This is a genomic window from Acinetobacter sp. 161(2023), assembly GCF_037027805.1.
In the GTDB taxonomy this organism is placed as follows: Bacteria; Pseudomonadota; Gammaproteobacteria; order Pseudomonadales; family Moraxellaceae; genus Acinetobacter.
This window is the reverse complement of record NZ_JAZEYD010000012.1, coordinates 1-16861: the sequence shown is the minus strand read 5'-3', so window position 1 is coordinate 16861 and position 16861 is coordinate 1. Positions and strand designations below refer to the sequence as shown.

Sequence of the window (16861 nt, the reverse complement as noted above, 5' to 3'; positions counted from 1 at the left end):
GAAAATAATAAGATACTAATTAATAAATATATTATGCAATTTATGTGCTCATAATATCAACAAGTTTAATTGGCGATAACGTAGATGGCACCCACCCAGATTTATACCAACTAAATAGTCCACAACAATCAACTTTAATTTCACAACTATTACATACATCATCATATGTATTTTTCCAATCAGAGATACTTTTTGCTGTATATTGCCATAAGCTTTGAGGTAAACAGCATAGTGGAATATTCATCAAAATTAATCGAGTTTTAGTACTTAGCAATAAATCTACCGCTGCATTTAATTGATCCCACCAATCCTTAATATCAACTTGGCTAAGTTCCTTATTGGCAAGTGCAAAACCGATAGGTTCACATCCAATCAGAGCGACCTCTTTTACAAATGGAAGGTTGGTTCGTATGTAGGCACAAAGATCAATTAAGTTCTCTAATACGGGCTTAACCAAAACAATTCTTAATTGTATCGGCTGTTCGTAATGCTGGAGGATATATAGACCTTCTAATGTTTCTTCAAAAGCCGAATGTTGCTGCACCACAAAATCATGTAAGAGATCTGCATGACCATATAATGGGACAAGCCAATTCACTTTCGTTTCAAGATTAGATAACACTGATTCAGCTATCTTAGGATTACTAAACAAGCGACCGTTCGTTAATACATCAATCTCAGTTGAAGGAAATTTATTATGAATGGTATCGATGATTAGTCTTAATTGTTCATCAAGCAGTAATGGCTCACCACCCGTTAAACCAATATTCATTGGTTCATAGCTGAGATGATCAATGATTTCTAGTGCTTGTTGTATTAACCATGAATCATCATGCTTAGTAGGCGGCTGAGAGCACATGATGCAATAGTTATTACATCTGTTGGTTAAAAACAAAGTATGGTGAGTATCACTTGCTCTCAAAAGTACGCTTAGGTTCTTTTTATATGGATCAATAGTAACCACGTCATTTGATTTTAGTACTTGTTGTTCTGAAATAAAGAGATTATTTGCACCAACCTTATCAAGTAAGTCTGAGCTATAAATTGAATAAAGATTATCTAGCCCTGCCTGAATATATCGATCAAAAATTTCAACTTCCTGAACACTAGTAACTGGCACTAGAATAGATTGATTAGGTAACCACTCTATATCCAAATTATCAAGACTAAGCACCCTAAAGATTTGTGAGGTATGTTTTGTGACTGAGTCTAGTTTTATTTTTCTCATACTATCTACTTACTAAAGGCCCACTGATTTGCTAACTTTCTAAACTTGTCAGAATTTTGGTACTTGTTAAATATCAAATCGAACAAACCCATGTAACGCCTACAATGACTGGTTAAATGTGTTGGTGGAGTCATCGTTTTGAATTCGTTATAAGCACTGATAGGATCAGGCCCACAATACGGTAGATAAGCACATTGACTACAACTCGGATCATTAAAATTCAAACTCGAAGTAATGATATTTCTTTGTAGATCCGAGCTTAACAATTGAGATAAAGGTTCACCAATTTTACCTAAGCGTAAAGAAGTATCTCCTGTTTCTTTTAGCATACGAGATTCATCACTAGGATATACGTATCCATCATAGTTATAGACAATACACCCCAGTCCGGCGCCTGATGGGCTCTGGAGATCAATATAACCTTGATCAAATGGAGAAAGGATTTTGTTTAATAAGATTCCGGAATGAACTTCTATTAGTTCATATCCTCTATCATTCCAATGAATAACACGTTCCAATGCTTTCTCATAAAAATCTAAGAACTCAGCATGAGTTGGTGCAAGTCGCTTTGAGTTTTTCTTAGCAAATCCATAATCACTCAAACCACGGATAAAAATATCCTTAAATCCTAATTTAACGTATGCATCTACAATCTCATTAGGATAATCCAAGCTTTTACGTGTAGTCGTCATTAATGCAGAAACCGAGTCTTGACCTAATTCTTTACGTGCTAGCTCTAAGCCTGTAATAGTTCTTTCATAAGCATCTCGATTAGCAGTTGGTCTATTTTTATTATGTAGGTCTGCAAGACCATCAATACTTGTTGATAACACCACTTGATGTTCTTTGAAAAATAAGCACATATCAGAGGTTAACTGGTGCAATGTTGTAGTTACTACAAAACGAATAGATCTATTGTGCTCTTTGTTTTTTTCAGTAATGTACTCAATCGCAAGTTTTACTAAATCATATTTGATTAAAGGATCTCCCCCTTGGAACTCAACTGTTAAAGTATCAGATGTACTTTCAAAGATAGTGTCACAGGCTAAGAGTAAATCTTTTCTGGAAATAGTGAACTCATCTCCTGCTTGTTGGCGACTGACTTGGCAGTAAGAACATGAGTGCATACATTGAATCGTCACAACAATAATATGTAGTGAAGTTCCTTCTAAAATTGTTGATTTCTTTGCATGTAACCTTGAGGCCAGGGCTCGCTTTGAACCAATAGCATTTTGACTCATCAGAAAAAATTTGGATTTCAATTTGAGATAGAGATCTATATCTAATGATTCATCTTTAGCAATGATCTTTTTTAAATTATCCTGAGAAATAAACTCAAAATCGCCCGTAACACTTGTTATGAGATAATTATCATCTGCCATTCGTTTAAAGTTAAATGGCATTAACTCCACATTTTTAAAAATCATTTTATTTACTTATACTTGCTAAAATAATTGCATCAACAAATGACTTTTGTTGTGGACTAATTTGCTTATCCAACTCTTGACGTAATTTAAAATCATTTAAGAAATTAAGAATGAGGCTTTTTTGATACGAATCTTCAACTTTAAAAAAGAAATGTTGAGAATCTAATTGCTCTATCTCGTATGTAATTGGGCAAAATTTCAATGCTTGTACGATTTCATCCAATGACATTTCACTATAAATATCAAAGCCAAATGGAATTAGTTTTTGACTCACTTTTACCCCATAAAATGATAATTTTTATTTAATGTTCTAATAATAGCTTACGCATAAGCATTTTGATGCAACATATAAAAACATTTCGTTATTGTGCAATGCATATTATAGTCAAAAAATACACAAATTACGTTTTTTGAAAGCAGTCCATAACACACTTAAAAGTGTCTACAAAATCAGTGGCTATTCAGAGAATAGACTATTTTTGGAGATTGGATCTTACCAAACTAAATATTTTTAAGACCTTAATATTCAATATCCTTCTATAATCTTGCACAATATATTAGTAACTAGCGAATAATTATAAAGCGGTGTTATAGCTCCAAAATATTAAATAGGATTTTATTAATGACAACCCATTTATCTGTGCGGTTAACTTGGCATGACTCAGCTTGGAATGGCCGTATCTGCAAAAAACCATCGTGCAATGTATCTTGTGTGCAACAACAACATATTCGAGAATCAAGAAAACTCGATTTTGAAGAAGAACATGCAAATGTATTGTTTTCCGATCTAGATAAATTACCACCATGTTCCCGAGACGTGGGAGCTTATGGGGAATATGGTTATACGATCACACACAATGATCCACTTGAACACCGGCGTTTACCTAGTGGCTCTGAAGACCTAAGCAGTTTTACCTGCTGTCCTTCACCATATAGATGGATGAGGGAAGAAAACTTGCGAGATATCGTTGAGTCGGAGAGATTCAAACTACAACCAAATGATGATGGCAGAGAGGTAGGCTGGGTATATGAACCTGATCGTCAACGAAAACTGCTTAACCATTTTTGGAACAAGCTAGAACCCAAAAAATCTTTAGTATTTTACTATTTGAATCAATCTAATCCACTATCCGAAGAACACTCACGAATTCTTATTGGTATAGGTAGGATCAACAAAATCGGTCAGCAAGTTTACTTTGGACAAACAGATAGATTTACTGACGACTACCCTATTTGGTCTAGGGCAATAACTCAAGATTTTCCAAATCAAGGCGTACGTTTACCTTATCAAGAGTATCTTGATGCGGGCTTTGATGTTGCGACAATTCTATGTCCAGTCCCAAATTCTGCTGTAAAAGACTTTTCATATGTCGGGGAACATGTAAGCGACGATGTTGCATTAAGTGTTGTAGAACGCTTTATCCAATCAGTTCAACAGGTGAAATTAGAAAACAAAGTCGCTGGCGAGTGGGATAAACATTTGGCGTGGCTCAATGAAATCCTTACAGAATTATGGACTGGCCGAGGTGCTTTTCCTGGAATAGGTAGCGTATTACAGTACCTCGGATGCTCCCAAGGAGCTGCATATCAGCGTTTTGTACTTGCCCCGTTAATAAAAGAAGGCATTAATATCTGGCAACATCTAGTTGGAATTCTAGAAGATAATCGAGAACCCGAGGAGAGCCCATACAAAAGTGGATTGATAGCCGCACGTGCTCGATGGCTGAAACTGACATCACGACGAAAACTGCTAGAAACACTAGCAAGATTTGAATTAACAGCAAAACAAGTTGAGCGAATTGCAAATCCAGAGCTACGAACCATCAGCAGGATATTGCACACCGATGATGAACTGGTATCCAATCCCTATTTAATCTGTGAGCATGATATTGGTACATCGGATTCAGACCCAATCTGTTTAGATACAATTGATCATGGCATGCGACCAGAAGGATATGCTGCTTTATTTCCATCCAATGATGAAGTTTTACAAGATGATCCAAGAAGAGTAAGAGCTATAGCAGTAGATGTACTGAAGCAAGCCGCTGCGAATGGAGATAGCCTGCTATCAATGAGTGAACTGCTTGTGTGGATTAAAAAACGGTTCCCTGAGCACAGACAATGTAAGCCTGATACAGAGCTTCTTGAGTTTGATAAAGATTTTTACGATCTCGTGCTTGCTACCAGCTTTAATGAAAGCCAAGGCTGGGCTGCTCTAAAAACACTCCATGATAAAGAGAAAAGCATAGCAACCCTTATAAAGCGCAGAGTCAAACGAACAAATCAAGTAAATTGGGATAACGATCAATGGCAAAAATATTTATGTAAAAGCCCCAAAATTGGACAACCTACTAATGAACGAGAAAGACAAGCTATCTCTGAAAAACTAAACGCTCTAGAAATACTCTACACTCAACGAGTGAGTGTTCTGACCGGTGGTGCTGGAACTGGAAAGACTACCGTTTTGAAAGTATTTATTGATGGGTTGGAAAAACTGGATGGGAAACAGCCATTATTATTATTGGCTCCAACAGGAAAAGCTCGAGTTAGAATGTCTTCAGCTACTGGGCGTAGAATAGAAACAATTCATCAATTTCTTTTGAAGCAAGGCTGGTATGATCCTGAACTATTTGTTCTAAATCATGAAAGTAAAAAACAGCCCTATATTGCAAAAACGGTAGTCATTGATGAATGCTCAATGATTTCATCAGATATTTTTGCTACTTTACTGGATGCACTTGAGAAAGATCAAATAACTAGGCTTATTTTGGTTGGAGACCCAAATCAATTGCCCCCAATCGGCCCAGGAAGACCATTTGCAGACATAATTAAATGGCTGAAAAATAATGCACCTCAGTGCGTTGCCAAATTAAATACTTGCATGAGAACAATTTCGGACAATGAAGATAGCATCAGCACAGGATTGGAATTGGCGAATAGCTATTGCGCAGATAGTGATAATCCTAGTGATGACGAGTTGTTAAGCTTACTCGCTCAAGGTAAAAATCAAGGGGATGTACGAATTCATTTTTGGAAAGATGAAAATGATTTAATGCAAAAAATACAAGGTTGCTTTAAACAAGATTTGGGAATTGACATAAAGGATTACAAGTCTTTTTCCAATTCATTAGGATTTGACTCCAAACAGTGGAATGCAGTAGAAAAGTGGCAAATTCTTTCACCAACTAGACGCGACTCTCTAGGAACTGATGAACTCAATAGGTTAATACAGGCTCAGTTCAAAGGTGGGCTTTTATCAAATTGCAGAAATCCTTGGCAGAAAAAATATTCAAAACCTTTTGGTGATTCTGAAATTATCTGGTCAGATAAAGTTATTCAGATCCTTAATGAAAAACGAGAAGGCTGGCCTAGAGATAACAGTCTTAATTATATTGCAAATGGTGAAATCGGCTTGGTAGAGAAAACAGAAAAGGACTATTTACAGGTCATTTTCTCAACCCAAACAGAAACCTCTTATCGCTACTACAGAGGACAAGTCAATGGCCTTATTGAACTTGCCTACGCACTAACAGTCCACAAGGCACAAGGTAGTGATTTTGATACGGTTTATTTGATTATTCCTCAATCAGCAAATACTTTAACACGTGAATTGATTTATACAGGTTTAACACGATTTAGGAAAAATCTAGTACTATTAGTCCAAGGTGATATTCAACCATTACTGAGACTCCGACAAGCTGGTAATTCTGATGTAGAACGCCGCAATTCTTTCATTTTCGACCTAATGATGCGACCACAGGAATCTCAAAGATTATTCACCGAAAACCTAATTCACAGGGCTAAAAACGGTGAACCAATGCGATCAAAAAGTGAGGTTATTGTTGCGAATATTCTTCTAGATCTTGGCTTAAACCCAAGGTATGAGGAACCGCTCTATGCAAAGAGCAACGATTTAGACTTTCGCTTACCAGATTTCACAGTCAGCTTTGAAGGAGATACTTATTACTGGGAACATCTTGGTATGTTAACAATGCCATCCTATCGTGATGCATGGAACAGAAAGATACAGTGGTATAAAGATAATGGTTACTGGGAGCAAGTAATAACATCTGAAGATAGCCCAGATGGCGGAATTGATGCAGCATCTATCGTATCTACCGCTAAACTAAAGATACTGTTAGAAGATGATGATTAGATTTTAATACTAATCTCTACGTAATTAATTGTAATTGGAATAGTTAAGTCCAGTATGACTGCTCAATAAGAGTATATTAATTTAATTAAAAATAGAGCTATCAGGCTCTATTTTTAATTCATAATATTTTGGTTTTATAGGATTCCGTTTCATACCCCATCTTAAACGCTTCAATTTTATTAAATCTATTCTTATCATCAGACCTCACAGCAAATTTAGAATGAAGAACTAAAATGCCATCAAGGTCACTTTGCACGGGTGGACTCATATTAGAGAAAGATTCAGGTATTATTGCCAAAAAACCACCTATTGAAGTTGGTGGTTATAAGAAATTAATGGCATGAACGCACTCATCATGATTCTATACAGCGCTGGTTCAGAGATTTTCTCTTAGAAATCTGTTAAATATAATAGATTAACCATTCAGGTAGCATATGACAAAGAAGTTGATATCACTTGCTCTGTAGGTAAACTCCGTCTACCAATTGAAATAAAAGGTCAGTGGCATCGCTACCTTTGGACAGGAGTTGACCAACAACTTGATAAATTATATACCACTGATTGGAGAGCCGAAGGTAGAGGTATTTATTTAGTACTTTGGTTTGATAAGAGAACTGATAATAAAAAGCTTAAAACGTTGGGTAGAGGAAAACCTATTCCTAACACTCCTAAGGAACTACAAGAAATGTTAATTGCAAATAGTCGATCAGCTCAGGAAGGTAAAATTCAAGTAGTTGTTATAAGCTGCAATAGAATTGCTTCTTGAAAACACATTTTCAAGAATTGACAGAGGTTGTGTCGTTTTCTCAAGAAATTGACATAGGTCGTGTCGCTGATTCTTGTCATCATGTGTCGCAATGCTTTCTAAGTAATTGAATTGAAGAATATCGAAATGACAAACCTTGTGTCGTATGACGGTATCTACCGAAAAACGACAATTGAGATTTCCCTAGCGACTATTGAAATTTCCTTGAGTAAAAAGCCATCTCATAGTAGATGGCTTTTTTTATAAACTTAAATCATTTCACCCAAAGGTACACAAGGAGTCATTAACGCTCTTTTGAAGGCTTAGAGCTTTACAACAACTCTACCTCTTATTTTCCCATCTAAAATTTCATTTGAAAAATTTAAAGCATCACTTAACTGAATCTCAGTCGTTACTGCGTCCAATTTCGTTTTATCTAATTCTGTAGCTAAACGCTCCCAAGCTTCTTTTCTCAGCTCGATTGGTGCCATAACACTATCAATTCCATACAACGTAATTCCTCTCAGGATAAATGGAGCAACTGTTGCAGGGAAATCCATTCCACCCGCCAGACCACAAGCAGCCACCGCACCACGATATTTCGTACTAGCACATGCATTGGCTAAAGTATGACTACCCACAGTATCAATCACACCTGCCCAAATTTCCTTGTTTAGCGGCTTTCCTTGTGAAGATAATTCAGCGCGATCAATAATTTCGCTAGCCCCTAAACTCATTAAATATTCTGATTCTTGGGGTCTACCAGTTGATGCTGTAATCTCATAGCCAAGGTGACTCAAAATAATAATGGCAATACTACCCACTCCACCATTTGCACCTGTTACTAAAATTTTTCCATCATTTGGTTTAATGCCATGCTTTTGCAAAGCCATGACACACAGCATAGCGGTATAACCTGCTGTACCAATAATCATCGTATCCTTAAAAGAAAAAGCAGAAGGTTTCTGTATGAGCCAATCACCTGAAACAGTCACTTGCTCAGCCAATCCGCCAGAATATTTTTCACCAACACCCCAGCCATTTAATAAAACCTCATCGCCTTGTTTCCATGCTGGATGTTTTGATTCAATTACAACACCTGAAAAATCTATACCTGGTGTTAATGGAAAACTACGCACTACGGGAGAGCGCCCAGTAATGGCTAAAGCATCTTTATAATTTAATGTTGAATATTTTACCTGAACTGTTACGTCTCCTTCCTGCAAAGGCTTTGGAGTAATCTCAGCAACCTTTGCCACATAACCAGCGTCATCTTTAGTAATTACGATACCTTTATACATAGAACTTCCTCTCTATTTAATTAGACTAACCGTCTAGAATTAATTAAAAAATAAATGCAGACATCTGCATTTATTTTTTAATTAACTTTTTACGCTATTGAGCTGTTCTACACCTAATGTAAACAAGCGATAAAATGCTTCTAGAGGACTCGTAGATTTGATTAAACGAGCTCTAAGAACTGCGCCTTCCCACCCAATCCAAAATTGGTAAGCCATTTCATTACAGTCTGTTAAGCTGTATTCAGAATAAAATTCACGTAAGCAATCAGAAATCATTTTCTGCCAGACCTGAAAAATACTTTCTATTCGTTCAATGATTTCAGGGGCTAAATAAGAAACCTCTTGCCCTAAATTTCCCAGAATACAACCTCGCTTAAAATCATATTTCTGTAGTTTTTCTCCAGCGTCTTTTACAAAGTTTTGTAGTTTTTCAAGAGGTTTAAGATCTGGTTGACTTAAAAACTTATTTAATCGTTTCACAAAATAAGTTTCATAAGCATCTAGGACTTCTAAAATAAATGCCTCTTTGTTTTCAAAATAATGATAGAACGAGCCTTTAGGGATTTGAATAGGCTTCATGAGATCATCTAAGCTCATGGCATTCATTCCACGTTCTGTAAGCAATTCAATACCACGACGTATTAATACATCTTTCGTATCTGCATAGTTAATGCCATGTTTAGTGGGCCGACCACGTGGTCTTTTGGGTAAATTCGAATAATTCATATTTATAAAATAGACCATCCATCTAGAAATAGCAATCTTGTTAGATTAAAATTGATTTCAACAACTTATATAATTTTTTCTGACAATGACTTTCGAAATTTTTAGATACTTTATGATCTTCAACTTTTTTAAAAAAAGTATAATGTAGACTTATTTAAAATTAATTAGTTGTTTTAAATCAAAAAGATAAAATGTAAAAATCATTTTAAACTTAAGCTTTGTGCTCTTTAATAGAAGTTTAGATTTTCATTTTTAACTTCAATATTTAGGATAATTTTTAAGTATTTTCTAACTCTATAAAGTTAGTTACGACTGTAAGGACTTAGTCAGCTTTTTTATTAGTTACATCATTTTAAAGTGCAAAAAATTAGAGACTTTAAGTAGAAATATCAAGCTCTTCCACTTAGCGATAACAACAGAGATAGAATCATGAATAAAAGAATTTTAGGTGTAGTTTTTGGAACTACGCTTGCATGCTTTCAAGCACAAGCAGCCGAGTTCAAATGCCAAGACGATGTAAAACCTGCACGCTTGACTGCCGAGGAACAAAAGCTGGTAGACCAGTTCTGGACTGAGTCCCTAGTCTATTTAGACCAATACTTAAAAGCACTTGAGACACCTACTGGTCAATGTAAAGACTCAGCGCAAGCAACGACCCAAACATATTCTTCCGAAACAGGAAAAGCGCAAACACGTTGTATTATGAAATACCGTGATGTCGAATTGGTTGCGAAACACCTTAGAGCTATATTAGCCGAGCCAAACAAAGCGAAAGCATGTTTCGACCCACAAAAGAACTATAAAGATTTCACACTCTACACCCCAAGCGCTGAAGTGCAAAAACTATCAGCAACCTCCAAATGGATTAATCGCCCACTATTAACCGATTACTATAAAAAATTGGGCGGAGAAATCGGCGCAGCTGGTCTGGAGTTGAACGAAAATTTCTTAGCAATTACTTCACGTACCGACACTAAGGCACACTGGACGAAGGATGTCAGTATCAAAGGATTACCAACGCTTTGGTCTTCCGTAGGTTGGATTCCGTTTTATGCTGAGAATCCAAATGCGGGAAGCGACCGTTTCCGTGGTGGTTATCTTTATGCGGAAGTCATGGGGCCTTGGGGTAACTTGCGTATTAAGGAAATTGATGGTGAAAAAGTAGGTGCAGAAATTGGCATGACCGTACAATTATTCAATACATCCTACCCCTACCATTATCACCACCCTCAAGAGATTTATATGACACTGACCAAACCTCAGTGTATTGATCAAAATAAGTTTATGGTGATGCATTGGGACAGCGACCAATTCAAACAAAAACGCAGTGATAAAGGCTGGAATGTACAAATTGACGGGTCAAAAGGTAAATGGAAAAAGTGGTTTTCCAATCAGGATCCAGATCAGAAGTGGCTCACCTACTTTGAACGTAATTCAATTCATGCATTCCATGCACTTGAAGGTTGCAATCAGACGATTCAAAATTCTGGTTTAGTTACAGTTTGGGCTCGTACAACAGGACAGGATAATGAGCAATCCACACGGTTGTGTCACCCTCTATCGGGTGATCCAAAAGATATAAAGAAAATGAAACCTGAAGAAAAGGCAATTTGTGAATTACACGACTGGAAACCCTAAGAGCCTCTTCACACTCTTAGCAGAATGAGTAGTTGAAGAAGGCTTTCTTGCAAAAATATTTACAAGATAAACTTACTGCAAGCTCAACAAATGAATTTGCAGTAAATCTAAAAACTAAAATAGCACCTGTTGTACCCTTCACAACAAAAAAGACAGCTATCGTGTTACTGCAAGGTTTTATCATTTATTTAACAGAATCAATCTTTTCCCGAGTACAAAACTGAGCCAACTAAAATTGCTTGTCCAGCAATACTGACGTGTAATATTGAATCTGTTTTCTCAACTGTCACTAGAACTCGCCCCGGTCTTTGTATGGCTAGGCCTTGATACCCCCAATAACTTACTTTCTGGTCACATTCGATTAAATCGTAGTGAATAAGGTACGCTCCCGCTGGACCATTTGCATTACCAGTTACAGGATCTTCATTAATACCGATTGCAGGTGCGAACATTCGACCATACGTAATAGGTTCTTGCTTACTACCTTCCAAAACAAATGGGAAAAAACCATTGCAACCTATTTTAGCGCTAATAGCTTTCAGTTTTTCATTGTTCGGAATTAATTCATCAAGCTTGCTTCTACTCAGCATTGGCACCATAACCTTGGAATGCCCCGTCGTGACAACTTGTATTGGCAAGTCAGCAAAATCACTTTCACTCACACCCAGCGCGCTTGCAAGTTCACTCCGTTGTATCGCATTAAAAGGTGGTAAAAACTCTACGCGACCTTGAGTCATTTTCACCAATAATTCTTCTGGACTTCCAAATATTGAAACGGGTAAATGACCTGCCCCCGTTTTTGCGATTAATGGATAGTCTGATTGGTGGCCTGTAGTTGCACGTAAAAAATGAGTGGCGATCGTCGCATGCCCACAGATCGGGACTTCATTTGTAGGGGTAAAATATCGAACATGCATGTCATGGCTTTGATCTTTAGGTAACAAAACAAAGGCTGTTTCTGAATACCCTGCGAATGCAGCAATATCTTGCATCTCTTGAGTTGTAAGATGATCAGCGTCTAGAACAACCCCCGCTCGATTTCCAGTGTTTGGTTGGGTGGTAAATGCATCAACCACATAAATGGTCGTCATGGCACAACTCCTCTGTTGTTAACATTGTGATCTCAGAAATAGCTCCCGCCATAACCAGAAAATCCTATTTAATTGCAGTAATACATGTCGCAGCTCTAAAATGTTTATAGTCGCTTCATATAATGAGTTTTGAGGCCTTGTAGTGATTGTTTGAATTGTATAAATCTAAGCATCGGCGATACTATAGTTTTTATTGCAAACGCATTTTCTAAATATGGAAAGGTATGAACTGGGACGATACTAAAATTTTGTTAGCTATTGGGCGAACTGGCGGGTTGAGCCGCAGTGCAAAATTGCTTGGTATTAGTGTTTCTACCGTACATCGCAGAGCTGTTGAACTAGAGAAAAGTCTCAATGCGATTCTTTTTTCTCGAGACAGTGATGGCTATACACTCACCCACGTTGGAAAACATTTTTTTTCTTTGGCTGAAAAAGCAGAAGAGCATTTAATAGCGATGGAACGTTACAACGATCAAGGGCAACAATCATTGTTCCGTATTGCTTTACCTGAGTTAATTGGGCAGCAGTTGCTTCAATCAAAGCTAACAGCATTGCAACTAAAGCACCCAGATTTACAATTAGAAATCTCAACAAGTGTCGTTCCTGTTGATTTTTCCCGACGGGAAGCTGACATTATTCTTCGACTTGTTCGTCCAGAAAGCGGGCGTTACATTATTCGACGCCTTGGCCAACTGGAGTATGGGCTTTATGGTAGTAAGGATTATCTTTCCAGTTTCACAGAGCATGCTGAAACGGCTGATGATTTACTGAATCATCGTATAATCGGTTGGGACCGAAGCCTTCAATATACGTTCTTAGCACAATGGATGCGTGAACTCACCCAAGATGCAGTGCCTGTTTTGTCTTTTGATAACATGCACTCGCAACTACGAGCAGTCATTGAAGGACAAGGAATTACAGCCCTGCCTTGTTTTGTTGCAAAGGCTTCGGGTCTAGTGCCAATATTACCTGAGCAAACTTTAAAACAAGATGTGTGGTTAATGCGTCATTTAGATACTAAGGATAGTGACTATTCAACGTTGATTAGCGAGACGATTGAAAAAGAACTACAAGAATATCTGTTGTAATAAAAAATTAGCTTTTATTCTGATATTTAAAAGCTTTTAAAAGTAATATTAAAACAACCACTACTAGCCAGATTAAAATTAAATACCGCATCAATAAGGTGGGAAACATAACCCAATTCCACCAAGAAGCAATTTCTTCTTCACTTGTTGAAAAATTAATTACACCCCCTTTTCCATCTTCAAAGCGAACACTGCTAGCTACAATTTTATTACCATCAAGAAATATTGAAGGATAAGGAAAAAAACTTCCTTCTAATTTAAGCAATCTTCTAGGTTTATATAAGTCACAAAATGAACCATTTTCATTTCTAAAATATGCACAATTAATAAGAAAATTCTTATTACCTCTTTCTACGACTAACGACCTTATACGTCTATTTTTAAAATGAAATTCAGGCTCATAAACAACAAAACTCTCTTTTCTAGGAGTAAAGACTATACTGGGGTTAAGAGCACAAAGTAGTACAATCACACAGAAACTTAAGGAAAGAACAAGAACAAAATTTTTATAAATATACGAATATAATGAAAAAAATGGATCAACCACTTCCCTAGAGATCCACATTTTAAGTTTATAAATCACATCTATCCCCACTATAAAACAACGATAAAGAACATCACAGATAAAAGAATCCCTATTAAAAGTGGCATAAAATTAGCTATATACTTATTTTCCTTAAAAACTTTGCTAAATATAAAAATGAGAAAACAAATTAAATATGACACGTTATAATTAAAAGAAGATAAATCATCAAAGTAATTTATTCCTTTACTTCGTTTAGCAAGTAGATAAAACATAAAAATAGAGTAACCCGTCAAACCTAAGAAAATTGAAGTAAATGCACTTACCTCTGCTTTACTCATAATTTCATCTTTCATAAACTCCCCAATAAAAATATAATTATTTAATAAAATGAAAATACTATTTTATAGCAAAATTAATAATTTTTAATATAGCTCTAAATAACCAAATACAGCCTTTTCAACTCGCCACTGTAAATTATTTAAATCACTTTCCCCTGCTATGCCTGCCGCGTTAATCATTCCTTTACTTAAAGCAATGACATCTTGTGCGGCTGTCTGTGCATGTAAAATGCCAGAGCGTATAAACAGATCAGAAATTATGGTTTCAAGTTCGTGTTGATGCTCATTTTCCTCAATGTCTTTTCCAATGAGTTCAGAGGCAAATTCTAGTGTTCGTGCCAACTGCGGGCGGCTCAATTGATGTTGCACAGCAGCCTGTATGATGAGTTTTAATTTTTCTTTTAAGTCTGCGGCGTCATTTTGCTGTATAGCTTCAACAATACGACTTGAAAGCTTAGCCCGCTCACGTCGAATTAACTCAACGATTAAAGCATCTTTAGAAGGAAAGTATTGATATAGGCTACCAATGCTTACACCAGCAAGTTCAGCCACGGCATTTGTGTTAAATCCAGCAAAGCCTAAAGACTCCAAAATGCGAGCAGCCGCCTCTAAAATTGCTTCAAAAGTAGCAACTGAGCGTGCTTGACGCGGGCGTTTGCGTGGGTCTGGGAGTGTTTCTGACATGGGCCGAAATGCGAGTATTTAATGTGAGCAATCACTCATATACTGACTGAGTCATATTGATATGACAAGCAAATGCTGTCTTTTCAGTTGAACTACAACTCGGCCCAGTCATGGAGTGGTTATGTCTAGAACCTATACTTTTTTTATTCACTTAAGAGCTTTGCCTGCTTGGTTGGCTTTAGCTCGTGAAAAGCGCGCTGAGTTTAGTGCACAAAAGCTTGAACCTATTTTTGAGAAGTACCCAACTGTAAAAGTTCGGTGGTATGACGTTGAAGCATTTAGCACTAAAGCGAGTGATATTGCGGTGTTTGAGACGACATCTCTGCAAGATTATTATTTTGTGATTGATGCGATTCGAGACTCTGAGTTTTGTACAGTGCCCTACTTTGAGTTTGTAGAGATTATTCCTGCAATTGAAGATGGGTATGTGGAGTATGAGAATTCTTTATAAAAGAAGCACGGTAAATCCTCTAAATGTCATAATTTTTAAGTGCAGTGCCTATATCATTACCATAAGTATGTAAGTTTACAATGCTTATGAATTTAGCTTACGGTAATAAATGAAGAGCTATTATTCTTGGAACAGGAAATTTGTCGGTATCCTTCATTTCTATATTCAGCATGATGTATTTGAAGAATATTAAAAGTAAAACACAATTGAAATAGTATAAAGCTTAACTAGTTTCTACACTGAAAAAATCACCTATCTGTGTCGTCCAACGTATGCTTTATTTAGGAATGACTCAATGAAAAAGAAATTATTTTTCGGCACTGTTGGCCTCACAATCTTGATTGGTGCGGGTCTATTTGTCGATCGAAATACTAATCCATTGAGTCATTATACATCTGATACAGGCAAGCTAAAATTTAAAAGAGCTTACGATCGAGCAATGGCGAACTTGCCCACGCCCAAAAAAACACTCGACCTAAAGACATCATATGGCACGGTTCGAGTTTATTATTTTGATAGTGGCAAGAATACAAAAGAACCCTTTGTACTACTACCGGGTCGATCAGCATCTACACCCATGTGGAGCCCAAACCTTGCGGGTTTATTAAAGAGTCGTTCAGTCTATACCGTCGACTTAATCAATGAACCCGGAATGAGTAAGCAAACTAAAGCGATTACCAACGCTGAAGATCAAGCAAAATGGCTAGATGAAGCACTGACTCAATTGCCTGAGAGTAAGCTTCATCTTATAGGTGTATCTATTGGCGGTTGGACAGCAACTAACTATGTCGTACACTTTCCCAATAAGGTAGCAAGTCTTAGTCTTATCGATCCTGTATTTGTATTTGATAATATTCCGCTGACTACAATCCTCATCTCAATTCCAGCATCAATTACTGTGATTCCAACACCTATACGCAATTATATGCTGAGCTATATCTCTGGAGGAGCCACGGTCAAAGCAGATGACCCCGTCGCGCAGCTCATTGAAACAGGGATGCATACGTTCGCAGTCAAGACACCAACGCCAACACGAATCACTAAAGATCAATTGAGAGATATCAATATCCCCGTCTTTGCCTTAATGGCGGGTCGCAGTGTCATGAATGACTCTAAAACTGCCGTTTCCAATGCGCAAGAGAGCTTAAAGAAAGGTACTGTAGATATGATTAAAGATGCTTCACATGCAATCAACGGAGAGTATGCTGATGAAGTAAATACCAAGATCATTCACTTTGTAGATACCGTAGCACCTATGTAATCTCTTGCCTCTTTCGAACAAAGATTACTCAATTGAGGAAGTACCCGACTGTAAAAGTTCCGTGGTATGACGTTGAAGCATTTAGCACTAAAGCGAGTGATATTGCTGTGTTTGAGACCATATCTCTGCAAGATTATTATTTTGTGATTGATGCAATTCGAGACTCTGAGTTCTGTACAGTACCCTACTTTGAGTTTGTAG

Annotated in this window: 14 protein-coding genes and 2 pseudogenes; 7 read left to right on the top strand and 9 right to left on the bottom strand. The window is 37.0% G+C overall.

Annotated elements, in window-relative coordinates:
• Nucleotides 1-40 precede the first annotated feature (40 nt).
• The 3 genes from hxsC to WA249_RS12625 are packed head-to-tail and all read right to left on the bottom strand — an operon-like array spanning nt 41 to nt 2929.
• Nucleotides 41-1228, bottom strand: a complete 1188-nt coding sequence (gene hxsC, locus WA249_RS12635; RefSeq protein WP_336169173.1) for a His-Xaa-Ser system radical SAM maturase HxsC — start codon at nt 1226-1228, stop codon at nt 41-43.
• Between the two features lie 5 nt (nt 1229-1233).
• The gene (hxsB, locus tag WA249_RS12630; RefSeq protein ID WP_336169172.1) at nt 1234-2655 is read right to left on the bottom strand and encodes a His-Xaa-Ser system radical SAM maturase HxsB; all 1422 of its coding nucleotides are present in this window, start codon (nt 2653-2655) and stop codon (nt 1234-1236) included.
• Nucleotide 2656: 1 nt separating this feature from the next.
• On the bottom strand, nt 2657-2929 hold the full coding sequence (locus tag WA249_RS12625) for a hypothetical protein (protein WP_336169170.1): 273 nt from the start codon (nt 2927-2929) through the stop codon (nt 2657-2659).
• A 348-nt stretch (nt 2930-3277) separates the two neighbouring features.
• Between WA249_RS12625 and WA249_RS12620 the strand changes: the two genes are divergently transcribed.
• Nucleotides 3278-6811 carry an AAA family ATPase gene (locus WA249_RS12620; protein WP_336169168.1) on the top strand — a complete coding sequence of 1178 codons (3534 nt, stop codon included), beginning with the start codon at nt 3278-3280 and terminating at the stop codon, nt 6809-6811.
• Between the two features lie 427 nt (nt 6812-7238).
• Nucleotides 7239-7577 (top strand): annotated as a pseudogene (locus WA249_RS12615) (hypothetical protein); the annotation flags it as partial.
• A 302-nt stretch (nt 7578-7879) separates the two neighbouring features.
• Here WA249_RS12615 and acuI read toward each other — a convergent pair.
• The gene (gene acuI / locus WA249_RS12610) at nt 7880-8857 is read right to left on the bottom strand and encodes an acrylyl-CoA reductase (NADPH) (protein ID WP_336169167.1); all 978 of its coding nucleotides are present in this window, start codon (nt 8855-8857) and stop codon (nt 7880-7882) included.
• 81 nt (nt 8858-8938) lie between these two features.
• Complete coding sequence (locus WA249_RS12605) at nt 8939-9583, bottom strand: TetR/AcrR family transcriptional regulator (protein ID WP_336169165.1); 645 nt, start codon at nt 9581-9583, stop codon at nt 8939-8941.
• Nucleotides 9584-10012: 429 nt separating this feature from the next.
• Between WA249_RS12605 and dddY the strand changes: the two genes are divergently transcribed.
• Complete coding sequence (gene dddY / locus WA249_RS12600; protein ID WP_336169163.1) at nt 10013-11221, top strand: dimethylsulfonioproprionate lyase DddY; 1209 nt, start codon at nt 10013-10015, stop codon at nt 11219-11221.
• Nucleotides 11222-11418: 197 nt separating this feature from the next.
• Here the strand turns inward: dddY and WA249_RS12595 are convergent, their stop codons facing one another.
• On the bottom strand, nt 11419-12312 hold the full coding sequence (locus WA249_RS12595) for a PhzF family isomerase (protein ID WP_336169161.1): 894 nt from the start codon (nt 12310-12312) through the stop codon (nt 11419-11421).
• 224 nt (nt 12313-12536) lie between these two features.
• Here WA249_RS12595 and WA249_RS12590 point away from each other — a divergent pair, with 224 nt between their 5' ends.
• A complete protein-coding gene (locus WA249_RS12590) occupies nt 12537-13400 on the top strand; it encodes a LysR family transcriptional regulator (protein WP_336169160.1) in 864 nt (287 codons plus the stop codon).
• Between the two features lie 7 nt (nt 13401-13407).
• Here WA249_RS12590 and WA249_RS12585 read toward each other — a convergent pair whose 3' ends face one another.
• The 3 genes from WA249_RS12585 to WA249_RS12575 all read right to left on the bottom strand — a co-directional run bounded on the left by WA249_RS12585 (nt 13408) and on the right by WA249_RS12575 (nt 14948).
• Nucleotides 13408-13983, bottom strand: a complete 576-nt coding sequence (locus WA249_RS12585; protein ID WP_336169158.1) for a hypothetical protein — start codon at nt 13981-13983, stop codon at nt 13408-13410.
• An 11-nt stretch (nt 13984-13994) separates the two neighbouring features.
• The gene (locus tag WA249_RS12580) at nt 13995-14279 is read right to left on the bottom strand and encodes a hypothetical protein (RefSeq protein WP_336169156.1); all 285 of its coding nucleotides are present in this window, start codon (nt 14277-14279) and stop codon (nt 13995-13997) included.
• Nucleotides 14280-14348: 69 nt separating this feature from the next.
• Nucleotides 14349-14948 (bottom strand): TetR/AcrR family transcriptional regulator, encoded by a 600-nt coding sequence (locus tag WA249_RS12575; RefSeq protein ID WP_336169154.1) that lies wholly within the window; start codon nt 14946-14948, stop codon nt 14349-14351.
• Nucleotides 14949-15069: 121 nt separating this feature from the next.
• Between WA249_RS12575 and WA249_RS12570 the strand changes: the two genes are divergently transcribed.
• The 3 genes and pseudogenes from WA249_RS12570 to WA249_RS12560 all read left to right on the top strand — a co-directional run.
• Nucleotides 15070-15399, top strand: coding sequence for a darcynin family protein (locus tag WA249_RS12570; protein WP_262728922.1), 330 nt, complete (start codon nt 15070-15072; stop codon nt 15397-15399).
• 439 nt (nt 15400-15838) lie between these two features.
• Nucleotides 15839-16660 carry an alpha/beta fold hydrolase gene (locus WA249_RS12565; protein WP_336169151.1) on the top strand — a complete coding sequence of 274 codons (822 nt, stop codon included), beginning with the start codon at nt 15839-15841 and terminating at the stop codon, nt 16658-16660.
• A 38-nt stretch (nt 16661-16698) separates the two neighbouring features.
• Nucleotides 16699-16861: pseudogene (locus WA249_RS12560) on the top strand (darcynin family protein); the annotation flags it as partial.